The following is a 24,155-nucleotide window of genomic DNA, read 5'->3' as shown; positions in this document are numbered from 1 at the left end:
TCGTCAGGGAATCGCTATCCCGCTTGCTTCACCCGCATGTACCATTCCACCAATCGGCGAACCTGCCGCTCGGTGTAGCCACGGGCCACCATTCGGTCGACGAACTCGCCGTGCTTCTTCTCCGTCTCGCCGTCCTTCTTGGAGCCGAAGGAGATCACCGGCAGCAATTCCTCCACCTGGGAGAACATCCGCCGTTCGATCACCTCCCGGAGTTTTTCGTAAGACGTCCAGGACGGGTTGCGCCCGCCATGCTGCGCCCGGGAGCGCAGGGCGAACTTCACCACCTCGTTGCGGAAATCCTTCGGGTTGGCGATGCCGGCCGGCTTCTCGATCTTGGTCAGTTCCTGATTCAGCAATTCACGGTTCAGCAACTGGCCCGTTTCGGAATCCTTGAAGTCCTGATCCTCGATCCAGGCATCGGCGTAGTCGATGTACCGATCGAACAGGTTCTGGCCGTAATCATGGTAGGATTCGAGATACGCCTTCTGGATTTCATGGCCAATGAACTCGGCGTAGCGCGGCGCCAGCTCGGTCTTGATGAATTCGAGATAGCGTTTCTCGGTCTCGGGCGGGAGCTGTTCCCGGCGCAGGGCCTGCTCCAGCACGTACATGAGGTGCACGGGGTCGGCGGAGACTTCCGTGGTGTCGTGGTTGAAAGTCGCCGCCATGACCTTGAAGGCGAAACGGGTCGAGATCCCGTCCATGCCCTCGTCGACGCCGGCCGCGTCCTTGTATTCCTGCATGGAGCGCGCGCGGGGATCGACCTCGCGCAACGATTCGCCATCGTAGACCCGCATCTTCGAGAAGGCATTGGAGTTTGCGTGCTCGCGCAGGCGCGAGAGCACCGAAAACCGGGCCAGCATCTCCAGGGTGCCGGGTGCGCAAGCGGCCTGGGAAAGTTCGGAGCCCGATACCAGCTTCTCGTAGATACGCTGCTCTTCCGTCACCCGCAGGCAATAGGGCACCTTGATGACGTAAATACGGTCGATGAACGCTTCGTTGTTCTTGTTAGTCTTGAACGTCTGCCACTCGGATTCGTTCGAGTGGGCGAGGATCACGCCGGTAAACGGAATCGCGCCGATATTCTCCGTGCCGACGTAATTGCCCTCCTGCGTCGCCGTGAGCAGGGGGTGGAGCATCTTGATCGGCGCCTTGAACATCTCGACGAATTCGAGGACGCCCTGGTTCGCCCGGTTGAGGCCGCCCGAATACGAATAGGCATCGGGGTCGGCCTGGCTCAGGGTCTCGAGGCGACGGATATCGACCTTGCCGACGAGGCTGGAGATATCCTGGTTGTTCTCGTCGCCCGGCTCGGTCTTGGCGATGCCGATCTGGCGCAGGCGCGACGGCCGGACCTTGATGACCTTGAAGCGGGAGATATCGCCGTTGAACTCGTCGAGGCGCTTCAGGGCCCAGGGGCTCATGAGGCCCGTGAGGCGGCGGCGCGGGATACCGTAGCGTTCCTGGATCTCCGCCCCCATGGTCTCGGGATCGAACAGCCCCAGCGGGCTCTCGAACACCGGCGAGACCTCGTTGCCGGCCTTCAGGACGTAGATGGGGTGAACCTCCATCAGGGCCTTGAGGCGCTCGGCCAGGGACGACTTGCCGCCGCCCACGGGGCCGAGGAGGTAGAGGATCTGCTTGCGTTCCTCCAACCCCTGCGCGGCATGGCGGAAGAACGAGACGATCCGCTCGATGGTCTCCTCCATGCCGTAGAACTCGGAGAAGGCCGGGTAGATCCGGATCGTGCGGTTCATGAACACCCGCCCCAGGCGCGGGTCCTTAGCGGTGTCCACGAATTCCGGCTTGCCGATCGCATCGAGGATGCGCTCGGCCGCTGTGGCGTACATCAGGGGTTCGTCCCGGCACGCTTCGAGAAATTCGGAGAGGCTCATCTCCGTATCGCGGCGCGCTTCGTAACCCCGGGCAAAGCTCTGGAACAGGTCGTTTGTCGACGGCATAGGCATTCCGATCCCCTCACGACAGCACCAGCTTCATCCTGTCTGGGTCGGGATGCAACCGACAGGGCCAGTTTTGTCGCAGTGCGATCAACGCATGGGTCGTCCGTGGATTGTGCGCCACACTGAGGAATTCGGCCGTGTTCGGGCCGAACAACGGCACGACCGCCCGGCGGGAGGCAGCGCGGTCGTGCCGTTGGGTGATAGGATCAGAGATCGGTGCCGGATTTGCCCGCATCCTTGGCCGGAACATCCTTCTTTGCACCATCGACGGTGATGCGGATGTTCTGGGTTTGGACGTTGCCATCGGCATCCTTGACGTCCACCGTGACCTCGTCGGCGCCGGTGAAGCCGTCCTTGCTCTGGTAGAAGATCGCCTGCACGGACGCTTCCTTGTTCGGACAGCGGTAGCTCGCCGGGGTCTTGATCTTGCCGGCCTTGGTGATCAGGGAGCCGTTCTTCGGCGCGCCGCTGACGCGAATTTCCGGCATCGGACCGGCCGAGCAATCCTTCTTCAGGTTCGGCACGATGGCGAGACGGACCGACTTGCCGGGGGCCGCCGTTTCACTGCGGGTGACGGTGGTCTGGGCGAGGGCCGGTGCGGCCAGCAGGCATCCGAAGCTGAGGGCGGTCGCAACGGCGGCGGTGGAACGGGCAAGCGACATCGTGAACTCTCCGGGCAGCCCGCGCCCCCGTGCGGCGGCATCGGGCAGGCGAAAGCAGTCCGAGCGATGTGGGGTCGCGGACCTGATGCGTCGAGGGTCGGAGACTCAGCTGTCGATCGAATCCGGCAAGCGATGCAGGGCCGTCAGGATCGCCCGGCACTCATGCAGGTCCCGCAGGGCCGCTGCGAGGACCGTCCGGGTCTCCTCCGGCAGGTCTTCGCCTCCCATGACGTCACCGGGCCGGCTCTCCTGCGGTGCGGCGACGGGCGCCGCGACCTCGGCCTCGCCCCGTCCGACGCTCTGGACGAAGCGGACGCCCTTCTCCCGCAGGATGCCCTGGGCACCCTTGATGGTGTAGCCCTGCCCATGCAGCAGGCTCCGGATGCCCCGGAGAAGGTCGATGTCGTCGGGCCGGTAATAGCGCCGTCCGCCCGCCCGCTTCACCGGGCGGACTTGCGCGAACCGCGTCTCCCAGAACCGCAGGACGTGCTGGGGCACGTCGAGTTCGTCAGCCGCCTCCTTGATGGTGCGGAAGGCGGTGGCGCTCTTCTCCTGGATCGCGCTGTCGGGCGGCTCGGCGGCGGCCAGGGCGACCGGCCCCCTCATTCGTCGTCGTCGTGGGCGCCGGTCCCGTTCAGACCGTTGATCCGGGCTTTCAGCACGTTCGAGGGTTTGAACACCATGACCTGACGCGGCTCGATGGCCACCTCGACACCGGTCTTCGGATTGCGGCCGACGCGCCGGCCCTTGCTGCGCACGACAAAGGAGCCGAACGAGGACAGCTTCACGGTCTCGCCGCTGGCGAGGCAGGTGCAGATCTCGGACAGGACCGTCTCGACGAGGGCCGCGGATTCCGTGCGCGAGAGGCCGACCTGCTGATAGACGGCCTCGCTCAGATCAGCGCGTGTGACCGTCTTTCCCGCCATGCCTCTATCCCCGACGCCGATTCGCGTTTTCTTGGTTATCTGTCTGAGGCGCCACGCTAATCGGCGTCGCCGCCGGGGTCAACCGCACGAGGGCTCTACCAACGGAGGAGGGCGGCGCCCCAGGTGAAGCCGCCGCCGATGGCCTCGATCATCACGAGGTCGCCCTGCTTGATCCGCCCGTCCTTGCGGGCGACGTCGAGGGCGAGGGGGATCGAGGCGGCCGAAGTGTTGCCGTGCCGGTCGACGGTGAGCACGACCTTGTCGCGGGCGATCCCGAGCTTGTCGGCCGAGGCTTCGATGATCCGCCGGTTGGCCTGATGCGGCACGAACCAGTCGAGGTCGTCGGCTGTGGTGCCCGAGGCTCGGAACGCCTCGTCGATGACGTCCGTCACCTGGCCCACGGCGAAGCGGAACACCTCCTTGCCGGTCATGCGCAGGTGCCCGGTGGTGCCCGTCGAGCCGGGGCCGCCATCGACATAGAGTTTTTCCCGGTGGCGTCCGTCCGACCGCAGGCTCGCGGTGAGCACGCCCCGGTCGGCGCTGGTCCCCTCCCCCGGGCGGGCCTCGAGGACGATGGCGCCGGCCCCGTCGCCGAACAGCACGCAGGTGGTGCGGTCCTGCCAATCGAGAATCCGCGAAAACGTCTCGGCGCCGATGACGAGGGCGCGCCGGGCCGAGCCGGTGGCGAGGAACTTGTCGGCGGTGGCGACGGCGTAGACGAAGCCGGCGCAGACGGCCTGAAGATCGAAGGCGACGCCGCCGGTCATGCCGAGACCGGCCTGAATCTGCGTCGCCGTCGAGGGAAAGGTGTGGTCTGGTGTCGAGGTGGCGCAGATCACGAGGTCGATATCGGCTGGGGTCAGGCCGGCATCGGCCAGGGCCGCCTGTGCCGCGCGGGTGCCGAGGACGGAGGTCGTCTCCGACGCATCCGCGAGGTAGCGCTGGCGGATGCCCGTGCGCTGGACGATCCAGTCGTCGGAGGTCTCGACGGTCTCGGCCAGTTCGTCGTTGGTGACGCATCGGGCCGGGAGGGCGGAGCCGCAGCCGACCACGACGGAGCGCAAGCCTATCATCGGATGTCCTCGCTCCGGGGCGGCCTCACGCGGAGGCCCCCGCCGGGGTCAGTTCGAGCATGTCGCGGATCGTCCGCATGAGGTCGTGGCGCGCCATGTCGTGGGCGAGGTCGACGGCGGCCGCGAAGCCGTGCGCGTCCTCAGACCCATGGCTCTTGATGACGATGCCCTCGAGCCCGAGGAAGACGCCGCCATTGGCGCGGCTCGGATTCATCTTGTCGCGCAGGGCCTTGAACGCCTGACGGGCGAAGAAATACCCGATCTTGGCCGACAGGGTCCGGCTCATGGCGGCGCGGAGATAGGCGCCGATCTGCTTTGCCGTGCCCTCGGCGGTCTTGAGGGCGATGTTGCCGGTGAAGCCTTCCGTCACCACAACGTCGACGGTGCCCTTGCCCAGATCGTTGCCCTCGACGAAGCCATGATAGGTGAGGTTCGGTAGATCGGCTTCGCGCAGGCGACGGGCGGCTTCCTTGACCGCCTCGTTGCCCTTCATCTCCTCGGTGCCGACGTTGAGGAGGCCGACGGTCGGCCGGTCGAGGTCGAACACGATGCGGGCCATGGCCGAGCCCATGAGGGCCATCTCCACGAGGTGCTCGGCATCCGTCCCGATGGTGGCGCCGACATCAAGGACGACGCTCTCACCGCGCACGGTGGGCCACAGGCAGGCGATGGCCGGGCGCTCGATGCCCGCGAGGGTCTTGAGGCAGATCTTCGACATGGCCATGAGGGCGCCGGTGTTGCCGGCCGACACGGCGGCATCGGCCTCGCCGTCCTTCACCGCCTGGATCGCCTTCCACATGGAGGACTTCCCCCGGCCGGTGCGGACGGCCTGGCTCGGTTTCTCGTCCATGGCGATGGCCAAAGCCGTGTGACGGATTTCGACGGCGCCCTTCAGGCGCGGCTCGGCGGCCACCAGGGGCGCCAGGATCGCCTCGTCGCCGAACATCAGGAACGTCATCTCCGGATGGCGCTCGCGGGCGATGGCCGCGCCTGGCACCACCGTGGTGGGGCCGTGGTCGCCGCCCATGGCGTCGAGCGAGATGCACACTCTCTGGGACATGGAAGTTCGCCGAAGGCCTCGTGAGCAGATGGGGACGGGCGCGCGAACGGGGGCCGGATCGGGGCGGCCTCGGTCACGGCGCGGCGGAAAATAGCGACTCGGCGGCGGCGGGCAAACGAAATCTGCCGCCGGCCGCGAGTCGAACGTCAGTCCTTGTCGCCCTGCAGGACCCGAAGGCCGGCGAACGGCGCATCATCCGGATCGGCCTCGGCGCCCTCGAAGGTCACACCGGGCTTCCGGGGATAGGGGTCGAGGCCCATGGCGAGGAACTCGGCGGTGAGGATGCCAAAATCGATGCGGCCGTTGACGATGGGGTCGGGCACCTCGACATCTTCCGCGTCGTGCCCCGTCGGGATCTCGCCATCGGTGTACAGGACTTCGACGGGCTCGGAGACGGGCGCCTCGAACGGGTCCAGGCTCACGATGCAGACCTGCGTCACCAGAGCCTCGACGGTGCCGGTGACCTTCAGGTTTTCGAGGCTGCCGGCGACCTGGAAGCGGCCGACGAGGTCGCGGATCGCGGGAATTCCGAAATCCGCCGCCAGGGCCGCGCATTCCTCGGCCGTCGCCGTGACGGTGAAGTCGCCCTGCGCCCGGGCCATGCGGTCGACCCGGATCGAGCGTGAGAGCGGGTGAACCGTCCGATCGCCTGTCATCGCAAATCTCCTGGGTGGTCCGCCGGTCCGGCGGTGCGTTCAAGGGACGCGAAGACCGGCCCGGTCCCGACGAGGGTGTCGAGGTCGAGGCCGGACAACGCCCGGTCGCTGGCCGCCACGTAGCGTGCGAGGCCGGCCGCGCCCTCGGCCCCGCCGTGACCGAGGACGTTGCGGGCCAGCACCGTCGCCAGGGCGTCCGCGTCGCCCGCGTCGAGGGCGGCGTCGTAGCCGGCGGCCCGGCCGTAGAAGGCGGCGCCGAGCTTCTTCATGCGCTTGGGCACCCCGAAATCACCGATCCCGCTCTCGCGCAAGGAGGAATCAAGCTGGAGGAACACCGCATTCACGAGATCCTGCGCCACCTCGTCCGCCGGGGCGGGCAGCCGGTGGAGGCGGCGCAGCACCAGGATCACATGCAGGCTGAGGCATTCGAAGCGCCCTTCCACCGTGTCGGGGACACCCAACGCGGTATAGAGTGCCGGTACTCGGGCGGCGGCGCTGATGCGACCGTGAAGGTCGGCGATCAAGCGATCTCGGGGCTTCGTGCGCCCGAACAGGCGGCCGATCATGCGTCTCTCCATCCCGTGTGGACAGCCCGGTGGAGTCCGCGCGGACGGGCCGGGTGTGACCGTGCTTGCCTTGTCAAAGCCATAACCCCGCGGTACGGCAACGAATGGTCAAGGTGCAACCGTCTTCGGACGTCCCCGGACGTTCCGGCACCGTGTCGGGCGCATCGCCGCAGACGCGTTCAGTTCCTCAGCTAGATCAAGGGTGGTCGATGTCGCGCCGTCTCGTTTCGCCGCTCGCGCGTTTCGCGGTCGTCGGCCTCCTCGGCCTGGGTCTCGCCGGCTGCATCGGCGAGGATCTGCGCCACGGCTACCAGATCGATCAGGCGGCCCTGGCGACGATCAAGCCCGGCATGAGCGCGGAACAGGTTCTGACGATCCTCGGGACCCCCTCCACCGTCTCCACCGTGGGCAACAAGAGCTGGTACTACATCAGCCAGAACACCCGCCGCACGGTGCTGTTCCTCGGCGAACAGGTGGAGGACCAGAAGGTCACCGCCGTCTATTTCACCCCCGCCTTCAAGGTCGAGCGCGTGGCCCTCTACGGGCTGCAGGACGGCCGGGTGTTCGACTTCATCCAGCGCGCGACGCCGACGAGCGGCGCGGACCGCGCCTTCCTCAGCCAGCTGTTCCGCGGCCTCACCCGCTACGAGCCGTTCGGCAGCGGCAGTGGCGCCAGCGTGGTGCCGGGCGCCCGCGCCGGCCAGTAACGGTCCCACACCGCATCGAAGCCGCTTCCGTCCGACGGAGGCGGCTTTTTTCGTTATGGGCTGGAGCCGGAGGGCGGCACCGACGCTGCCCCCGCCGGGGTGAGCGGGATCGCCTCGTACGAACGTCGCTGGTTTTCTCGCGCTGGCGGAGGCGGGCATCGCTCAAGCGCCGCGCGGGCTCGGAGACTCCACGCCGCGTGGGCCGAGCCGAGATCGGATCACGCGGCGACTTGATTCCGACCCGACGCCTTGGCGTCGTAGAGTGTCCGGTCGGCCCGTGCCATTGCCGCGACGAGGTCGGTCTCGCCGGGGCGAACGGTCGCGACGCCGATGCTGACGGTCCAGGGCGGCAGATCCGGCAGGGTCGCGAAGGCCTGGCGCAGGGCGGCGGCGGAGGCGAGGCCCGTCTCGAGGGTGGCGTCCGTCAGGACCACGACGAACTCGTCGCCGCCGAGCCGGACGACGAGGTCGCGTCCCGCCACATGGCGCATGGCGCAGGTCGCGAGGGCCACTAGGACGGCGTCGCCTGTGGCGTGTCCGTGCTGGTCGTTGATGGCTTTGAAGTGGTCGACGTCGATGGCGATGACGGCCACGCCCCGTCCCGCGATGGTCGGGGTGTGGGCGGCGAGGCCGGCCCGATTCAACGCTCCCGTGAGGGGATCGCGCAGGGCGACGCGGCGTAGGGCCGCCTGAGCCCGCTCGCCCGGCATGGCGATGAGACCGAGATTCAGGATCGCCAACAACATCTGGTCGGACAGCGTCGGAATCAGGGCCACCACATCGGGGATCGGGACCTCGGTCGTCAGGGCGACGATCACCAGAACGTATCCCGGGATATAGGCGAGCTGGGCGAAGCCGGCGATACGACGGCCACCGCGCGAGGTCATCCGCCAGCCGCCGATGAGGACCATCCCCGTCACGAGCATATCGACGATGAAGCCGAGGGTCGCACCGACCTGAGCGGCCACGGGATATCCCATGAGCGCGGGAGCGAGATGCCCCACGGCCGGCAGCAGGACCAACGGGATCATCCAGGCCCGGAACGGCTCCACGCCGTCGAACCTGTAGACGCCGGTCACCACCAGCACGCTGCCGAGCCCGATGAGACCGCAGAGAATCGCCGTCGTAACCGGATGATATCCCATGGCCAGGAAGCCGACCAACGTCGCCACGTAGAGGGCGAAGCTGGCCGCCCAATCCAGGAGATAGGATTGGCTGCTCTTGCCGCGCCACAGGGACAGATAGACCACCACGAACGCAGCACTCGCGAGGATGCTGCACAGGCGCAGGGTCGGCATGTCAGGATAGGCGGACATCGAATCGACTTCAAACCGAGCGCAGACCGACCAAGTTCTACCTGAGCAGATCTTAAGGGGCTCTGCCGACGCACCGCGTCACGGTGTCTTCCCACGCGATGCCGATGGGGATTCGCCGGCTGGCGTCGATCGAGGCGGCGCGATGGCTGCCGCGAGGGCACCGGGTTCGGACAGAACCAGGGCCGGCCCCGTCGCCCGCAGGGCCTCGACATGGGTGTAGCCCCAGGCCACGGCGGCGAAGGCACATCCCACCGAACGGGCGGCGTCATGGTCGCGAATCTCGTCTCCCACGTAGAGGACCGTCTCCGGCGCGAAGCCCGCTTCACGGATCAGGGCGCTCAGGCGCTTGCCTTTGCCGAACAGCGAGGCGCCGCAGGCGAAATGCCGGAAACGGTGCGCCTCCGGGCCGAGCACGGCCTCGATGTTGGCGCGCGTGTTGGAACTCACGATGGCGAGGGGCACGCCGGCGGCATCGAGGTCGGCCAGCATCGCCGGAACACCGGGAAACAGGGAAATCCGATGGATGTCGCGGGCGGCCAAGCGGTGCATGTGCCGGCTGATGAACGGCAGCTTCCAGGGTACGATGCCGAGGTGGCGGACGATGCCGGCGGCGTCGAGCCCCCGCAGGGTCTCGGTCTCGTGGGGCGCGATCCGGGCGAACCGGTAGCGGTCGGCGACATCGTTGATGACGTCCGCGAACCACGGAAAGCTGTCGGCCAGGGTTCCATCGAAATCGAAGACGGCGAGCCGATAGGGGCCGGTGCTCACGCCGCGAGGTTGGCGGTGGGGACGGCGAGACGCATGACGAGGCCGGTGCGGCTCCAGTCGTGCTCCAGCACGCCGTCGAGTTGGCCGGCGACGCTGCGTTCGGCCAGGACGGTGCCGAACCCGCGCCGCGTCGGCGGTCCGGCCACGGGCGGCCCCCCGGATTCGGCCCAGACGAGTTCATAGGTTTCGCCGTCGCGGCGTCCCGTCAGCCGCACGGTCCCGGTCTCCGTGGAGAGGCCGCCATACTTCATGGCGTTGGTCGCCTGCTCGTGCATGATGAGGGCGAGGGCCGTGGCGGCGGTGTCGCCCACGGCGATGTCGTCGCCCTGGAGGGCGATGCGCGCGCGCCCGTCCTGTTCGTAGGCGGCCATGATGAGGCGCATGAGCCCGAACAGAGTCTGGCCCTTCACGGCGGGGGCGCTCGCGGGCGAATGGGGCCGCACGTATTCATGGGCCCGCGCGAGGGCGCCGAGGCGTTCACGAAACACGGCGACGAAGGGCCGGGCCGCTGGATCCGCTCGCGCCGACAGGGCGGCGATGCCCTCGACAACGGCGAAAATGTTCTTGATCCGGTGGGACAGCTCCTTGATCAGGAGATCGCGCGCCTCCTCGGCACGCTTGCGCTCACGCAGGTCGCGGGTGACGTTCGCGTAACCGATGAGGGCGCCGGCTTCGTCGCGCACGGGAAAGACGCTGTAGAGCACGGCGATCCCCTCCCCCGTCACGAAATGGCGGAAGCTGAGTTCTCCTTCCCACCAACCCTGGCGCTGCACGGCGGGCAACACGGTGTCGATGACGGTCCGCTGACATTCCGGCATGAAGTAATCGGTCACGACGGTGCGCAGGGTCGCGTCCGTGGCGGAAAGCCCGACGAGGCGGCGGCCGGCGGCGTTGATGTGGAGCGTCCGCCCGTTCTCGTCGGCGATCCCGATGAAATCCTTCGAATTCTCGACGATGGCGGCGAGCTTGCGCGCCTCCTCCTCGACGCGCTTCAGGTCGTCGATGTCGGTGCAGGTTCCGAACCAGCGCTCGATCTGGCCCTCGGCGTTGCGCACGGGGACGGCGCGGCCGAGGGTCCAGCGGTAGGCGCCGGTGTGGTGGCGCAGGCGATACTCGATTTCGTAGGGGTCGCCGGTGGCGAGGCTGTGCCGCCAGCGTGCCCAGGCCCGCTCCTGATCGTCGGGATGGAACAGCCCGTTCCAGCCCGCCCCGTCCGTAGAGCCCTGGGGCACGCCGGTGAACTCGTACCAGCGGTCGTTGTAGAAATCGTGGAAGCCGTCAGGCCGGGTGGTCCACACCATCTGGGGCATGGCGTCGGTCATGACCCGGAAGCGCCGGTCGCTCGCCGCGAGATCGGCCTCCCGATCCGACGCCACCGCGCGGGCCTGCCGCAATTCGATGAGGGTCGCGACCTGACGGGCCAGGGCCAGCAGGGTCTCGGCCTGAACCTCCGTGAGACCGTCCGGCCGGGGCACCCGATCGAGGACGCACAAGCTGCCGAAGGGCAGGCCGCCCTTTCCCCGGATGACCGCGCCGGCATAGAAGCGCAGGCGGTGCTCGCCCGTGACGAGGGCATTCTCGGCCGTCCGCGGATCCGCCGTCAGGTCGGGAATCACGAGGAGCGGTCCGCTGCGGATGGCGTAGGAGCAGACGGAGAGGGAGCGCGGCGTCTCCGCCTGATCGAAGCCGATCCGCGCCTTGAACCACTGCCGGTCCTCATCGACGAGGCTGACGAGGACGATGGGCGCGGCACAGACGATGGCGGCGATGCGGATGAGGTCGTCGTAGGCCGGGTCCTGCTCGGTATCGAGGATCTTCGCGTCGCGCAGGGCTTCCAGCCGCTCGGCCTCTGTCCAGTCCTCGTTCGGGCCGTTGCAGGAAATGGTCGCGGTCAAAAGCGGATCCTCGTCACGCATCTAGATAGGACGTGTGGCGGATCGGGCCAAGCGCACGACGCGACGCTCGGGACAAAACACGTGACCGCGCACCGGTTCCGAACACCGATGCGTGGTCTTGGTGAAGTGGCCACTCCGATCGTGGAGTGGCCTCGCGTTCAAGTCACCATGAATTCAAGCGGCCTTGGCGTCCGAACGGGCCGGATAGTCGATGTAGCCCTCCGGTCCCTGACTGTACCAGGTCTTCTGATCGTCCTTGGCCAGGGGAACGCCCTCGGCGATGCGGGCGGGAAGATCCGGGTTGGCGATGAAGGGACGGCCATACGCGATGGCATCGGCCTGCCCGGCGTCGAGGACCGCCTGTCCCTTCGGGCCGTCATAGTCGGAATTGAGCACCAGGGGGCCGGAGAAGGCCTGGCGGACGGTGGGGGCGACGGGCGCATGGTTGGCGGTCCCGAAGGTGCCCTCCGGCCCGGGCTCGCGCATCTCGAGGAAGGCGATGCCGATCTTCGACAGGGCGGCGGCGGCGGCTCCGAACAGGGCGTCGGGATCGGAATCGTCGACGCCCTGGATGGCGCCGTTGGGCGAGAGCCGCACCCCGGTGCGATCGGCCCCGATGGCGTCGACCACCGTCTGGGTCACCTCCGTCAGCAGGCGGATGCGGTTCTCGATGGAGCCGCCATAACGGTCATCGCGGAAATTCGAGCCGTCGCGGAGGAATTGATCGATGAGATAGCCGTTGGCCGCGTGGATCTGCACACCATCGAAGCCCGCCGCGATGGCGTTGCGGGCGGCGCGGTCATAATCGGCGAGGAGACGCGGAATCTCGTCGAGGGCGAGCGGACGAGCCTCGGCGTAGGGCTTCTTGCCCGAATAGGTGTGCGCGGCATCCGGGGCCGTCGTGGCGGAGGCCGAGACGGGTTTCGCTCCGTCGAGAAAATCGGGATGGACGATGCGGCCCATGTGCCAGAGCTGGCAGACGATGCGGCCGCCGGCCGCGTGGACGGCCTCCACCACGGGCTTCCAGGCCGCGACCTGCTCGTCGGTCCAGATACCGGGAGCGTAGGGCCAGCCGAGCCCTTCCCGGCTGATGCCGGTGGCCTCGGAGATGATGAGGCCGGCGCCGGCGCGCTGGGTGTAATACTCGACCATGATGGGGGTGGGGACGTGGGCGCGGGTGGCACGACCCCGGGTCAGGGGAGCCATGAAGACGCGGTTCTTGGCTTCGATCGCGCCGATGCGGATCGGATCGGACAGGCTCGGCATGCTCGGCTCTCGCGTGGTGTCTTTGACAGAATGAAGGTCGGCCCTCTTGCGGGACCGGGCTTCGAGAGCCGTTAATTGGATTGCACGCGAGCCAATGTCAGGGGGACGCCGAAATAGTCCCGCCGCCAGGGTGCGTCTGCGCACCCGCCGACGCGCGAGCTCGGCCCCCTGCCGGAACCCAGTGATCGGAGCGTCTCGTGCAGCGATCCAGACGGAGGCTTCAGCCGTGTCTGGGAAAATTGATGCGAAAGCAAAAGCCTCGTGCTCTGGCGCATGAACGAAGTAATTGCGTCAGAGCACTAGGAGCGCCCCGCCGATCCCGAGACAAGGCGCAGGCCCGATGGCGTTCGGTTGACGAGCGCGGAGGCGACCTTGCGTTCCAGTTCGCCGTCCCGGAACGGTTTCTGGACGATGTTGTCGGTGCCCACGGCGCCGACTTTCATGAGCGCGGTGGTGTCGGCGTATCCCGTCACGAACAGGACCGGCATGCCCGGCCAACGCTTGCGGATTTCCGACGCGACCTCGGCGCCGTTCATCCCCGGCATGGCGAAATCCAGGACGACGAGGTCGACCCGCGGGTCCGCCTCCAGGGATGACAGGGCCGCCAGGCCCGAGCCGGCTTCCCGAACCACATGGCCCGCTTCCGAGAGGCGGGTGACCGTGATTTCCCGCACGGCGGTATCGTCGTCCACCACCAGCAGCACCGCCTCGCGGCCGGGCGCCGGCGCCTCGACGGCGACGCCCGGCATCGGCCCCGGAGCGAACTCCTCCATTCGCCCGGTGACGCGCGGAAGGTAGACCCGGATCGACGTGCCCTCACCGACGATGGTGTCGATGCGGATGCCGCCGCCCGACTGTTTCACGAAGCCGTACGCCTGGGCGAGGCCGAGGCCCGAGCCCTTGCCCACCTCCTTGGTGGTGAAGAACGGCTCGAACACCCGCTTGACCACATCGGGCGTCATACCGGTTCCGGTATCGCTGATCGCCACCATGACGTACTCGCCCGGCACCGGCTCCTCGGGCCGCGTCGGTTGTGCCTTCACCGTGACGTTCGCCGTCTCGATGGTGAGGGAGCCGCCCACCGCCATGGCGTCGCGGGCATTGATGGCGAGGTTCAGGATCACGAGTTCGATCTGCGTCGCGTCGACGAGGGCCGGCCAGAGATCGGCGTGCAAGGTCGTCTCGATGCGGACGGCCCCTCCCATGGAGCTCTGGAGCAGGTCGCGCATGGAGGCGACGGTCTGGTTCAGGCTGACCGGCGTGGGTGCCAGGCGCTGGCGGCGCGAAAAAGCGAGAAGCTGGGCGGTGAGATTGGCGCCCCGGTCGGCGGCACCCTTCATCAGGGCGAGGCGGCGCTGAGACCGTTCCCCCGTCACCTCGCGGGCCAGGAACTCGATATTGCCCGAGATCACCGTCAGGAGATTGTTAAAATCGTGCGCCACCCCGCTCGTGAGCTGGCCGACGGCTTCGAGCCGTTGCGCGAGGCGCAGGGCCTCCTCCACCCGCTCGCGCTCCACGATCTGCGTCTGGAGAGCGGCATTCGAGGCCGCGAGTTCGCGGGTCCGCTCGACGATGCGGATTTCCAGGGTGTCGTTCAGGGATTGGAGCGCGGCCTCGGCGAGGCGCTTGTCGTGCTTCGCCTGCGCCTCCGCCAGGGCGCGCAGGACGGTGCGGGGCAGGCGCTCCAGGCGCTGCTTGGTGATGTAGTCGACGGCCCCGTTCTTCAGGGCCTCGACGGCGGTTTCCTCGCCCAGGGTACCCGAGACGAACACGAACGGCGTATCCGGACACTGCGCCTGCGCCACCATGAGGGCACCGAGCCCGTCGAAGGTTGGAAGGACGAAGTCCGCGAGGATCAGGTCGTGTCGCCCCGGCTGGGCGGCGGCGGCGAAGGCGGGACCGTCCATGACCCGTTCGACGGCGTAGGGACGGCCGATGGCGTCCAGGGCGGCCTCCACCAGTTCGGCGTCGAGGTCGCTGTCTTCCAGATGCAGAATGCGGATCACGGTTTCGCTGTCGATCAAGCGTTGGATGGCCACCCTCCCCGGTGCGGCGGCGGCTCGTTCAAGACGGCCCAGAACACCCCGAGTTCCTGGATGGCCTTGAAGAACTCGTTGAACCCAACGGGCTTCACCACGAAAGCGTTCACACCGAGATCGTACGACCGAACCACATCGGTCTCCTCCCGTGAGGAAGTGAGCATCACCACCGGGATCGTCCGGGTCTGAGGATCGCCCTTCACCTTGGCCAGGACCTCGAGGCCATCGACCTTGGGGAGCTTGAGATCAAGCAGGATCACGGCGGGGTCCTGGACGGTTCGCCCTTCGTAGGGACCGCGCCGGTAGACGAAATCCAGGGCTTCCGCCCCGTCCCGGCAGATCACGATCTCGTTGGCGAGTTGACCGGCCTCGAGGGCCGCGAGCGTGAGCTCGATGTCGTTGGGATTGTCCTCCACAAGGAGGATGGGTTTCAGCCCGGCCATCTCAGTGTGCCTCACCCCTCAGGGGCAACGTGAAGTGAAAGGTCGCCCCGGCGCCGAGCTCGCCCTCGGCCCAGGTCCGCCCTCCGTGACGCTCGACGATGCGGCGAACGTTGGCGAGGCCGATACCCGTGCCTTCGAACTCCTCGACGCGATGCAGGCGCTGGAACACGCCGAAGAGTTTGTCGACATAGGCCATGTCGAACCCGACCCCGTTGTCGCGCACGAAGAACACGGCCTCGCCATCCTTGGGCGGCAGGCGCCCGATCTCGATGACCGCCTCCGGGCGACCACGGGTGTATTTCAGGGCATTGGACAGCAGGTTCTCGACGACGAGCCGGAGCATGAACGGGTCCGCGTAGGCCCGCCCGAGGGAGCCGATCTCCCAACGCACCACCCGCTCGGGAGGCACGTCCCGCATGACCTTGCGGCGCACTTCCTCGATCAGGGCGTTCATGTCGCCCGGCACCCGGTTCAGGGCGTTGCGCCCCATCTGCGAGAAGCTGAGGAGGTTGTCGACGAGGGTGCCGGCCGAGAACGCCGCCTCGATGATGGTCTCGACGTAGTGTCGGCCCTTTTCGGAAAGGTTCGCGGCTTCGCGGTTCTTGAGCAGATTCGAGTAGCCGACGATGTGCCGGAACGGCGCCCGCAGGTCGTGACTGACCGAGTACGAGAACGCTTCGAGTTCCTTGTTCGAGCGCTGGAGCTCCTCGCTCAACGAGGCGAGTTCCTCCGCCCGGCGCAGCACGATGCCGAGGACCGAGGTGCGCAGGTCCTTGGCCGCCTCAACCTCGGGCACGCTCCAGGGCAGCGAACGTCCCTGTACCGTCTCCTTCCAGATCTCGAAGGATTTGCGCGGGTGCAGGCGGTCGGGACCGCCCGCCGGATCGACGGTGGCCGGCTTGACGGGATTGCCGCCCCATTTGACCGTCCGCACCACCTCCGGCCTGAACCAGAGGATGTAGCTCGCGTATTTCTTCGAGACCGAGATGGCGAGGAGGCCGCTCGCCCGGTCGGCGAAGGACCGGGCGGCGGGCAGGCGTTCGGACATCGACTCGGTCACGAAGACCTCGGCCTCGTCGGTCTGGTTCGAAAGCCAGTCGTAGAGGGCCCGGACATCCGCCTCGGCCGGAGTGTCGCCGATGAGGCGGCAGCGATCTCCCGTGACGATGGCCGCGCCCGGCGCGTTCACGAGGGCCATCACGTCGTCGGGGTGCTTGATCAGCCCGTCGACGAAACTGTCCTCCTCGGCCATGAAACCGAGGAGCCGCGCCTGGACCGCTCCGAGGGCCAGCCGCTGCTCGGCCTGGGCGCCGCGCTCGCGGGCCGAGAGCTGCAGGGCGAAGATCTGGGTGAGGAAGTCGCAGGCGTTCCGGGCCTGGAGGGAGACCCGGCGCGGATCCCGGTTGTGGCAGGAGATCAGGCCCCAGAGCTTGTCGTCGACGAGGATCGAGACCGACATGGACGCCATCGTGCCCATGTTGCGCATGTACTCGACATGCACCGGCGAGACCGAGCGCAGGACCGATTGGCTGAGGTCGAGGGGCTGGCCCGTCGGCGTCAGCACCGGCCGGATCGGAACCGCGCGATAGCTCGCATCCGGAATGATGCGCAGGCGATTGCGGCGGTAGAGCTCGCGGGCCTGAACCGGGATGTCGGATGCGGGAAAGCGCAGGTCGAGGTAGGACGGCAGCACGCCGTTGCCGCTCTCGGCGAGCACGGTGCCGTGCCAGTCGCGGTCGAACCTGTAGACCAGGGCCCGGTCGAACTCGGTGATGTGCCGGATGTCCTCGGCGACGATCGCGCAGAGTTCCTCGGTGGAGCGCGCGAGGCGCAGGCGCTGCACGAATGCGCGCAGCCGCGGCGTCAGGGCATCGAGCCCATCCTCCACGCCGGCATCGGCGATTTCTTCCAGTTCGAGCACGACGAGACCGTCGACACGGTGGGCCGCGACCTCGTATCGGCGCCCTGTGCCCGCGAGGGCAACCGTCCGCAGGTAATGGGCTCCGGCTTCGTTCGGGGGATCGTCGAGATAGCGCCGCACGACGGCCACGAGTTCGGGAAGAACGTCATCGAGGGGCGTCCCGGGAGGTGCGGGGACCGGCGCGTTCTCACTGGCTTGCGCGATCACCAGGCTCGCGGCATCGAGGGTGAGCAGGAACCCGTGGGGTTGCACGCTGCCGACGATGTGGATGGGTTCGCGGTCGCAGGCCGTCAGGTCGATCGACGGGGTCTCGGTGCGGGACATCAGGATAAGCTCGCTCCCTCGAATCGGTGCGGCTTCGCGCGGCCTGACCATCGTGCGTTCTCTAACAGGGCGCGGCGGGACTGCCTATGCGGGGACGCCCGACAAAGACCGGCCTCTTCTGGACATTCGGATCAAATACCGGTGATTTGTAAGGCGTCCTTCGGGGTATGCCCAACCTCCGGGACCGCGATGCCGTCCGGACGTGTATCCCGGTGCGTCCGGTGTCCCCGCTCCAACGCAACGACGGCGCGGCCCCCGCGCCTCACAGCGTCGTCGGCTCGCACCTCCGGCGTTGTCGCACGCCTCCGGCAAAGCTATCCATGCAGGCGACCGAGGGGGGGCGATGGACGCGGAGATCGAGAGGCTGCGGCGCCGTGAGCGCGAACTCGAAGACCGCGTGATGCGCCTCGAAGCCGAGCGCGGCGATGGCCTGCGCCGGCCGAACGAGGGACAGCGAACGTCGGCGGCCTCCGCCGACCTGCTGTTCACGGCGGCGGAGAAGACCCGCATGCCGCAGATCATCACCGACCCGCACCAGACCGACAACCCCATCGTCTTCGCCAACCGAGCCTTCCAGAACCTCTGCGGCTACGAGGCCGCCGAACTTCTCGGCCGCAACTGCCGCTTCCTACAGGGGCCCGGCACCGACCCCACCGATATCGCCAAGGTTCGGGACGCCATCACGGCCCGACGCGACGTCGTCGTCGAAATCCTGAACTATCACCGCAACGGTACGCCGTTCCGCAACGAACTCTACGTCAGCCCGGTCTTCGACCCGAGCGGAGAGCTGCGCTATTTCTTCGCGAGCCAGCTCGACGTCACCCGCTTCCGGACCACGGAGGGCGTGCTGGCGGAGAGCGAGGCTCGATACCGCGCCCTGTTCGACGCCGTGGACAGCGGCTTCTGCATCGTCGAGATGCGCTTCGACGCGTCCGGCCAGGCCGTCGATTACCGCTTCGTCGAGGTGAACCCCGCCTTCGCCCTGCAGACGGGCCTGCGGGGCGCCGCCGGACGCTGGGTGAGCGAACTCGTGCCCGGTCTCGAACGCTTCTGGTTCGACACCTACGGGGAAGTCGCGCGCACGGGCCGACCCGTGCGCTTCGAGAGCAACGCCGTCGCCATGGGGCGCTGGTTCGACGTGCATGCCCTGCGGGTGGGCGAACCCGAGCAGCATCGCGTCGCCATCCTGTTCAACGACATCACCGACCGCCGCCGCCTCGAGAACCACCTCGAAGCCACCGCCCAGGAGCGCGCCGACGAGCGCGACATGGTGTGGCAGGCCAGTCGCGACCTCTTCGTCGTCTGCGGCTTCGACGGGATCTTCCGCAAGGCGAACACGGCCTGGACCGAAATGCTGGGCTGGAAGACCTCCGAGGTGGTGGGCCGCCGGTTCGATGCCCTCCTGCATCCCGACGACCTCCCGGAGGCCGACGCCGCCTTCCTGCGCGTGAGCGGCGGGATGCCCCTCACGGACATCGACGTGCGCGTCCGGGTGAAGGACGGCGGGTATCGCTGGATCTCGTGGAACGCCATCCCGCGACATGACCATTTCTACGCCGCCGGCCGCGACGTCACGGAACGCCGGGCCCTCGAAGAGCAACTGCGCCAATCCCAGAAGCTCGAGGCCGTCGGCCAGTTGACCGGGGGCGTCGCCCACGACTTCAACAACCTGCTGACGGTCATCAAATCCTCCTCCGACCTCCTGAAACGGCCGGACCTCGCCGAGGAACGGCGGCAACGCTACGTCGGCGCCATCTCGGACACCGTGGACCGGGCCGCGAAGCTCACCGGCCAGCTCCTCGCCTTCGCCCGCCGGCAATCGCTCCGCCCCGAAACCTTCGCGGCGGACCGCGCCGTGGCGTCCCTGGCCGACATGGTCCGCACCCTCGCGGGCGCCCGCATCCACGTTCACGTCGACCTGCCCGACGCGAAGACAAAGGACCTGCACATCAACGCCGATCCGAGCCAGTTCGACACGGCCCTGGTGAATCTCGTGGTGAACGCCCGCGACGCCATGGACGGTGAAGGCGACCTGCGCATCGGCCTGCGCCGCGCCTCCCGGATCCCCGCCGTCCGGGCCCACCCGGCCCAGGCCGGAGACTTCATCGCGGTGTCGATCTCCGACACCGGCTCGGGGATCGCGCCGGGGACGATGGACCGGATCTTCGAGCCGTTCTTCACCACGAAGGTGGTCGGTCAGGGCACCGGACTCGGCCTGAGCCAGGTGTTCGGGTTCGCCAAGCAATCCGGTGGCGAAATTCTCGTCGCAAGCGAAGTCGGCAAGGGCACCACCTTCACGCTCTACCTTCCGCGCGTCGCCGCCGTCGAGGCCGCCTCCCCTGTGTCCGAACCCGAGCCCCTCGCGGAGGGGCACGGCACCTGCGTCCTCGTGGTGGAGGACAATCTCGACGTCGGCGCCTTCGCCGAGCAGGCGTTGCGCGAACTCGGCTACTCCACGGTCTGGGCCACGGACGCCACGAAGGCCCTGGCCGAGATCGAGCGCATTCCCTACCGCTTCGAGGTGGTGTTCTCCGACGTGGTGATGCCGGGCATGAACGGGGTCGAGCTCGCGGGCGAGATCCGCCGACGCCGACCGGACATTCCGGTGGTGCTGGCTTCCGGCTACAGCGACGTCCTCGCCGCCGAGGGCACGCACGGGTTCGACCTCCTGCGCAAGCCCTACTCCGTCGCCGACCTGTCGCGGGTGCTCAGCCGGGCCGTCCACAACGCACGGGCGCGCCGCGGTTGATCCCTCGGGGCTGTCCCACCCCGAGGGCCAGGGTCGCCCCCCTCAAAGATGCGCCAGCACGGCGAGAAGGAGCAACGCGATGATGTTGGTGATCTTGATCGCCGGGTTCACGGCGGGGCCGGCGGTGTCCTTGTAAGGATCGCCGACGGTGTCGCCGGTCACCGCCGCCTTGTGGGCGTCGGAGCCCTTGCCGCCGTGGTGCCCGTCCTCGATGTACTTCTTGGCGTTGTCCCAGGCCCCGCCGCCCGACGTCATCGAGATCGCCACGTAGAGGCCGGTAAGAATGACGCCCAGCAGCGAGGCACCCACCGTGGCGAAGGCCTGGCTCTTGCCCGCGATGGCCTGGATCACGAAGAACAGCACCACGGGCGACAGCACCGGCAGGAGCGAGGGCAGGATCATCTCCTTGATCGCCGCGCGGGTGAGCATGTCGACGGCCCGGCCGTAATCGGGCCGGTCGCTGCCCGCCATGATGCCGGGTTTTTCGCGAAACTGGCGACGGACCTCTTCCACCACGGCGCCGGCGGCACGCCCCACCGCCGTCATCGCCATGCCGCCGAACAGGAACGGGATGAGCCCGCCGAGCAGCAGGCCGACCACCACGAAGGGGTTCGACAGGGAGAAGTCGACGGTCACGCCCTGGAAGAAGCGGTACTGCGTCGGGCTGGCATTCGCGATGAAGTAGTTGAGATCCGAGGTGTAGGCCGCGAACAGCACCAGGGCGCCGAGGCCCGCCGAGCCGATGGCGTAGCCCTTGGTCACCGCCTTGGTGGTGTTGCCCACCGCATCCAGCGCGTCGGTGGACTTGCGGACGTCCGGCGGCAGGCCCGCCATCTCGGCGATGCCGCCGGCATTGTCGGTGACGGGGCCGAAGGCGTCGAGGGCCACGATGAAACCCGCCAAGGCCAGCATGGCCGTGACCGCGATGGCGATGCCGAACAGGCCCGCCAGGGAATAGGTGCCGATGATGCCCGCCACGATGACGAGGGCCGGCAGCGCCGTCGATTCGAGGGAGACGGCCAGCCCCTGAATCACGTTGGTGCCGTGCCCCGTCACCGAGGCGTCGGCGATGGACTTGACCGGGCGGAAGTTGGTGCCGGTGTAGTATTCGGTGATCACCACGATGAGGGCGGTGATGACGAGGCCGATGACGGCGCAGCCCAGGAGCCCCCCGGAGGTGAAGCTCACGCCCGCATTGGTGGTGAAGACCGTCGAGAAGCCGCCGAATAGGGCGAGGTTGACGAGGGCGATGGCCACGATGGAGAGGAGACCGGCGGCGATGAGCCCCTTGTAGAGGGCACCCATGATCGATTGCTTGGGTCCGAGGCGCACTGCGTACGTACCCGCGATGGAGGTGAGGATGCAGGCCGAGCCGATGGCGAGGGGATAGAGCAGCATCGCCTCGAGGACGTTGCGACCCGCGACGTCGGTCTGGCCGGAGAAGAAGATCGCCGCCAGCACCATGGTGGCGACCACGGTGACCGCGTAGGTCTCGAACAGGTCGGCGGCCATGCCGGCGCAATCACCGACATTGTCGCCGACATTGTCCGCGATGGTGGCGGGGTTGCGCGGATCGTCCTCGGGAATTCCGGCCTCGACCTTGCCGACGAGATCGCCGCCGACATCGGCGCCCTTGGTGAAGATGCCGCCGCCCAGCCGCGCGAAGATCGAGATCAGGGAGGCCCCGAAGCCGAGGGCCACCAGGGCGTCGATGACCTCGCGACTGGCCGGCGCGAGGCCGGCGATGCGGGTGAGATAGGCGTAGTAGAGAGCGACGCCCAGCAGCGCGAGGCCGGCGACGAACAGGCCAGTGACGGCGCCCGACTTGAACGCCACGTCGAGGCCGGCGCCGAGGGAGGTCGAGGCGGCCTGCGCCGTGCGGACGTTGGCCCGCACCGACACGTTCATGCCGATGAACCCGGCCGCCCCCGAGAGGACCGCGCCGATGAGGAAGCCGATGGCGACCTTGAGGCCGAGGAAGAAGGCGAGCGCCACGAACAGGACCGCGCCGACGACCGCGATGGTGGCGTATTGGCGGCGCAGATACGCCTGCGCGCCCTCGGCGATGGCGCCCGCGATCTCCTGCATGCGCGGCGTACCGGCGTCGCGGCGCAGGACGTCGTTGATGGTGACGATGCCATAGGCGACGGCGCAGAGCCCGCCCAGAACGATCAACAGCAATGCGGTCATTCGTACCGTCCTTGAGTGATCTCGATGTGATCCGTCACCGTCGTGCTGGGCGGGGTTGTCCTGACTTCGAGCGCGTCATGGGACACGACGCCCGGCGGTGTGATCGCATTCCTCCCCGGAATTGCCCTCCTTGAGTGCCAAACTTCTCCGTCACGCGCAAATAAACAATCGCATACCGCACCGCGAATAGTTGTGCGACGCACAATGCCGCAAGTTTTCGCACCGCATCACTTCGTAGGGCGGCCGTCGATCGCGTGTATCCGGGCCGCGCCCGGGTCCTCACTGAGCGCGGGAGCTTAGGAAACTCTCGATTCCGCCGCATCGAGGCCGGGGCGACCCATGCGCCAGGCGAGACGCGCCGCCTCCAGGCCCCAGACCATCCCGAACATCATGTAGACGTGGCGCCACTTCTCGATGTCGATCTGAAACGCCTGGAGGAAGAACATGAACAGGGCCGGCCAGACGATCTGGGCATGGCGTCGAAACGGCGTGTCCTGCCGCATCAGGCGAAAACCGACGACGCCCGTCGCCAACACGAGGCCGAGGAACACCACGCCGCCGACCCAGCCGCCATTCGCGAAGCTGCCGATGTAGGAATTGTGCGGTTCGAGGCCGAAGTTCAGGCGCCAGCGCAGGGGACCCATGCCGAGGGGGTCCTCGATGAGCATGCCGAGGCCGCGGATCTGGTTGCCGAAGCGGCCGGTCTCCCCTTCGTCGTAATCCTGCGAGAGCGAGGCGCGCTTGGAGAACATCTCGGCCGTGTCGCCGATGGACAGGAGGCCGACGATGGCGAGCCCCGCGCCCAACACCGCGAGGGTGGTCAGCACAACGAGGCGCCGCCGCAGGGCGACGGAGCGGGTGGAGCGGAAGATCGACGCGACCATGAGGCCGACGGCGACGAGGCTGCCGCCCCACGAGCCGCGCGAGAACGACAGGAAGATGCCCGCCACGATGACGAGGAGCATGGCGAGGGCCACGAGGGGCCGGCGGGTGCTGCCCACCAAGAGTCCGTGCAGGAGGTAGAGGGCGCCGAGGGTGAGGAACGAGCCGAACACGTTGGGGTCCTGGAACGTGCCGGACGCCCGCCCGTATTTGTAGAACAGGTCTTCCGTGGGGATGTAGCCGAAATAGCCGACGATGCCGAAGGCGCTGGAGAGCAGGCAACTCGCCACGAAGGTCTTCAGGACGAGTTCCATGCGCGCGAGGGTCTCGTCGGAAAACAGCATCCCGAAGAACACGCCCGTGATCGCCAGATAGGCGAGCTGGACCGTCCAGGCGACGGAGAGCGGCTGATCGAGATACGGCAGCAGGGCGACGACGATGGCCCCGACATAGAGGACGAGAAGGCCGACGAACGGCACGAGGCCGCGATGCAGCCGCAGGCCCAGGCAGAGCCACAGCAGGATCGTCGGGATCGCCACCACGTCGTAGGGCGACGTGTCGGAGAAGGCGAAGCAGGCGAAGAACACGAACGCCACGAGAAGCAGGGTCGCGAAGCCCCGGATCGCCGACAGGATCGGGATGTTGGCCCACGCGCCGGCTTCCCAACGCGACGGGCGGGGCGCGATCGTGGACGCCATCGGTCTGACCACTCCGGCGGATCGGTGGATGGACCGTTCCTCAAGCGGGCATC

At 67.8% G+C, this 24,155-nt stretch carries 19 protein-coding genes; 2 read left to right on the top strand and 17 right to left on the bottom strand.

Features of this window, described 5'->3' with window-relative positions; all coding sequences use genetic code 11:
* Positions 1-14 precede the first annotated feature (14 nt).
* The 8 genes from BM249_RS14225 to BM249_RS14190 form a co-directional block, all read right to left on the bottom strand.
* Positions 15-1,967 (bottom strand): PrkA family serine protein kinase, encoded by a 1,953-nt coding sequence (locus BM249_RS14225; protein ID WP_091972890.1) that lies wholly within the window; start codon positions 1,965-1,967, stop codon positions 15-17.
* A gap of 200 nt (positions 1,968-2,167) precedes the next feature.
* The gene (locus BM249_RS14220) at positions 2,168-2,623 is read right to left on the bottom strand and encodes a 4-aminobutyrate aminotransferase (RefSeq protein ID WP_091972887.1); all 456 of its coding nucleotides are present in this window, start codon (positions 2,621-2,623) and stop codon (positions 2,168-2,170) included.
* 105 nt (positions 2,624-2,728) lie between these two features.
* Positions 2,729-3,229 (bottom strand): MerR family transcriptional regulator, encoded by a 501-nt coding sequence (locus BM249_RS14215; RefSeq protein WP_091972884.1) that lies wholly within the window; start codon positions 3,227-3,229, stop codon positions 2,729-2,731.
* Complete coding sequence (locus BM249_RS14210; protein ID WP_091972881.1) at positions 3,226-3,549, bottom strand: integration host factor subunit alpha; 324 nt, start codon at positions 3,547-3,549, stop codon at positions 3,226-3,228. The genes BM249_RS14215 and BM249_RS14210 overlap by 4 nt, the downstream gene beginning before the upstream one ends.
* A 95-nt stretch (positions 3,550-3,644) precedes the next feature.
* Positions 3,645-4,622, bottom strand: coding sequence for a beta-ketoacyl-ACP synthase III (locus tag BM249_RS14205; protein WP_091972878.1), 978 nt, complete (start codon positions 4,620-4,622; stop codon positions 3,645-3,647).
* A 25-nt stretch (positions 4,623-4,647) separates the two neighbouring features.
* The gene (gene plsX / locus BM249_RS14200; protein WP_091972876.1) at positions 4,648-5,682 is read right to left on the bottom strand and encodes a phosphate acyltransferase PlsX; all 1,035 of its coding nucleotides are present in this window, start codon (positions 5,680-5,682) and stop codon (positions 4,648-4,650) included.
* Between the two features lie 146 nt (positions 5,683-5,828).
* Positions 5,829-6,338 carry a YceD family protein gene (locus tag BM249_RS14195; protein ID WP_091972873.1) on the bottom strand — a complete coding sequence of 170 codons (510 nt, stop codon included), beginning with the start codon at positions 6,336-6,338 and terminating at the stop codon, positions 5,829-5,831.
* A complete protein-coding gene (locus BM249_RS14190; RefSeq protein ID WP_091972870.1) occupies positions 6,335-6,904 on the bottom strand; it encodes a ubiquinol-cytochrome C chaperone family protein in 570 nt (189 codons plus the stop codon). Before BM249_RS14190 ends, BM249_RS14195 begins: the two co-directional genes overlap by 4 nt.
* Before the next feature lie 209 nt (positions 6,905-7,113).
* Between BM249_RS14190 and BM249_RS14185 the strand changes: the two genes are divergently transcribed.
* Positions 7,114-7,611 carry an outer membrane protein assembly factor BamE gene (locus BM249_RS14185; RefSeq protein WP_091972867.1) on the top strand — a complete coding sequence of 166 codons (498 nt, stop codon included), beginning with the start codon at positions 7,114-7,116 and terminating at the stop codon, positions 7,609-7,611.
* 218 nt (positions 7,612-7,829) lie between these two features.
* Here BM249_RS14185 and BM249_RS14180 read toward each other — a convergent pair whose 3' ends face one another.
* The 7 genes from BM249_RS14180 to BM249_RS14150 form a co-directional block, all read right to left on the bottom strand.
* Positions 7,830-8,927 carry a GGDEF domain-containing protein gene (locus BM249_RS14180; RefSeq protein WP_091972864.1) on the bottom strand — a complete coding sequence of 366 codons (1,098 nt, stop codon included), beginning with the start codon at positions 8,925-8,927 and terminating at the stop codon, positions 7,830-7,832.
* Positions 8,928-9,005: 78 nt separating this feature from the next.
* Positions 9,006-9,695 carry an HAD-IA family hydrolase gene (locus tag BM249_RS14175; protein WP_091972861.1) on the bottom strand — a complete coding sequence of 230 codons (690 nt, stop codon included), beginning with the start codon at positions 9,693-9,695 and terminating at the stop codon, positions 9,006-9,008.
* Positions 9,692-11,590: a PAS domain S-box protein gene (locus tag BM249_RS14170; RefSeq protein WP_244528757.1), complete on the bottom strand. Its 1,899-nt coding sequence runs from the start codon at positions 11,588-11,590 to the stop codon at positions 9,692-9,694. The genes BM249_RS14175 and BM249_RS14170 overlap by 4 nt, the downstream gene beginning before the upstream one ends.
* A 174-nt stretch (positions 11,591-11,764) precedes the next feature.
* Entirely contained in the window at positions 11,765-12,856 is a 1,092-nt protein-coding gene (locus BM249_RS14165) for an alkene reductase (protein WP_091972855.1), read from the bottom strand.
* A gap of 299 nt (positions 12,857-13,155) precedes the next feature.
* Complete coding sequence (locus BM249_RS14160) at positions 13,156-14,880, bottom strand: hybrid sensor histidine kinase/response regulator (RefSeq protein ID WP_244528754.1); 1,725 nt, start codon at positions 14,878-14,880, stop codon at positions 13,156-13,158.
* Positions 14,877-15,338 carry a response regulator gene (locus BM249_RS14155; RefSeq protein ID WP_091972849.1) on the bottom strand — a complete coding sequence of 154 codons (462 nt, stop codon included), beginning with the start codon at positions 15,336-15,338 and terminating at the stop codon, positions 14,877-14,879. The genes BM249_RS14160 and BM249_RS14155 overlap by 4 nt, the downstream gene beginning before the upstream one ends.
* A 1-nt stretch (position 15,339) precedes the next feature.
* Positions 15,340-17,583 (bottom strand): ATP-binding protein, encoded by a 2,244-nt coding sequence (locus BM249_RS14150; protein ID WP_091972846.1) that lies wholly within the window; start codon positions 17,581-17,583, stop codon positions 15,340-15,342.
* 343 nt (positions 17,584-17,926) lie between these two features.
* Between BM249_RS14150 and BM249_RS14145 the strand changes: the two genes are divergently transcribed.
* On the top strand, positions 17,927-20,332 hold the full coding sequence (locus tag BM249_RS14145; RefSeq protein ID WP_091972842.1) for a hybrid sensor histidine kinase/response regulator: 2,406 nt from the start codon (positions 17,927-17,929) through the stop codon (positions 20,330-20,332).
* Between the two features lie 42 nt (positions 20,333-20,374).
* On the opposite strand, the gene BM249_RS14140 is transcribed toward BM249_RS14145, so the two are convergent.
* Together BM249_RS14140 and BM249_RS14135 are read right to left on the bottom strand one after the other, a co-directional pair.
* Complete coding sequence (locus BM249_RS14140; RefSeq protein WP_091972840.1) at positions 20,375-22,522, bottom strand: sodium-translocating pyrophosphatase; 2,148 nt, start codon at positions 22,520-22,522, stop codon at positions 20,375-20,377.
* Positions 22,523-22,818: 296 nt separating this feature from the next.
* Positions 22,819-24,102, bottom strand: a complete 1,284-nt coding sequence (locus BM249_RS14135) for an O-antigen ligase family protein (protein WP_091972837.1) — start codon at positions 24,100-24,102, stop codon at positions 22,819-22,821.
* Positions 24,103-24,155: the final 53 nt, after the last annotated feature.

Origin of the sequence: Methylobacterium gossipiicola (assembly GCF_900113485.1) — a bacterium.
GTDB classification, from domain to species: Bacteria; Pseudomonadota; Alphaproteobacteria; order Rhizobiales; family Beijerinckiaceae; genus Methylobacterium; species Methylobacterium gossipiicola.
The sequence above is the reverse complement of the archived record's forward strand: the minus strand, read 5'-3'. Positions and strand labels throughout refer to the sequence as shown.

Coding starts and splice junctions, on each gene's coding strand:
- BM249_RS14195 (WP_091972873.1), bottom strand. CDS start 6,338: ATGACAGGCGATCGGACGGTTCACCCGCTCTCACGCTCGATCCGGGTC.
- BM249_RS14225 (WP_091972890.1), bottom strand. CDS start 1,967: ATGCCTATGCCGTCGACAAACGACCTGTTCCAGAGCTTTGCCCGGGGT.
- BM249_RS14205 (WP_091972878.1), bottom strand. CDS start 4,622: ATGATAGGCTTGCGCTCCGTCGTGGTCGGCTGCGGCTCCGCCCTCCCG.
- plsX (WP_091972876.1), bottom strand. CDS start 5,682: ATGTCCCAGAGAGTGTGCATCTCGCTCGACGCCATGGGCGGCGACCAC.
- BM249_RS14180 (WP_091972864.1), bottom strand. CDS start 8,927: ATGTCCGCCTATCCTGACATGCCGACCCTGCGCCTGTGCAGCATCCTC.
- BM249_RS14220 (WP_091972887.1), bottom strand. CDS start 2,623: ATGTCGCTTGCCCGTTCCACCGCCGCCGTTGCGACCGCCCTCAGCTTC.
- BM249_RS14215 (WP_091972884.1), bottom strand. CDS start 3,229: ATGAGGGGGCCGGTCGCCCTGGCCGCCGCCGAGCCGCCCGACAGCGCG.
- BM249_RS14165 (WP_091972855.1), bottom strand. CDS start 12,856: ATGCCGAGCCTGTCCGATCCGATCCGCATCGGCGCGATCGAAGCCAAG.
- BM249_RS14155 (WP_091972849.1), bottom strand. CDS start 15,338: ATGGCCGGGCTGAAACCCATCCTCCTTGTGGAGGACAATCCCAACGAC.
- BM249_RS14140 (WP_091972840.1), bottom strand. CDS start 22,522: ATGACCGCATTGCTGTTGATCGTTCTGGGCGGGCTCTGCGCCGTCGCC.
- BM249_RS14190 (WP_091972870.1), bottom strand. CDS start 6,904: ATGATCGGCCGCCTGTTCGGGCGCACGAAGCCCCGAGATCGCTTGATC.
- BM249_RS14150 (WP_091972846.1), bottom strand. CDS start 17,583: ATGTCCCGCACCGAGACCCCGTCGATCGACCTGACGGCCTGCGACCGC.
- BM249_RS14145 (WP_091972842.1), top strand. CDS start 17,927: ATGGACGCGGAGATCGAGAGGCTGCGGCGCCGTGAGCGCGAACTCGAA.
- BM249_RS14185 (WP_091972867.1), top strand. CDS start 7,114: ATGTCGCGCCGTCTCGTTTCGCCGCTCGCGCGTTTCGCGGTCGTCGGC.
- BM249_RS14135 (WP_091972837.1), bottom strand. CDS start 24,102: ATGGCGTCCACGATCGCGCCCCGCCCGTCGCGTTGGGAAGCCGGCGCG.
- BM249_RS14210 (WP_091972881.1), bottom strand. CDS start 3,549: ATGGCGGGAAAGACGGTCACACGCGCTGATCTGAGCGAGGCCGTCTAT.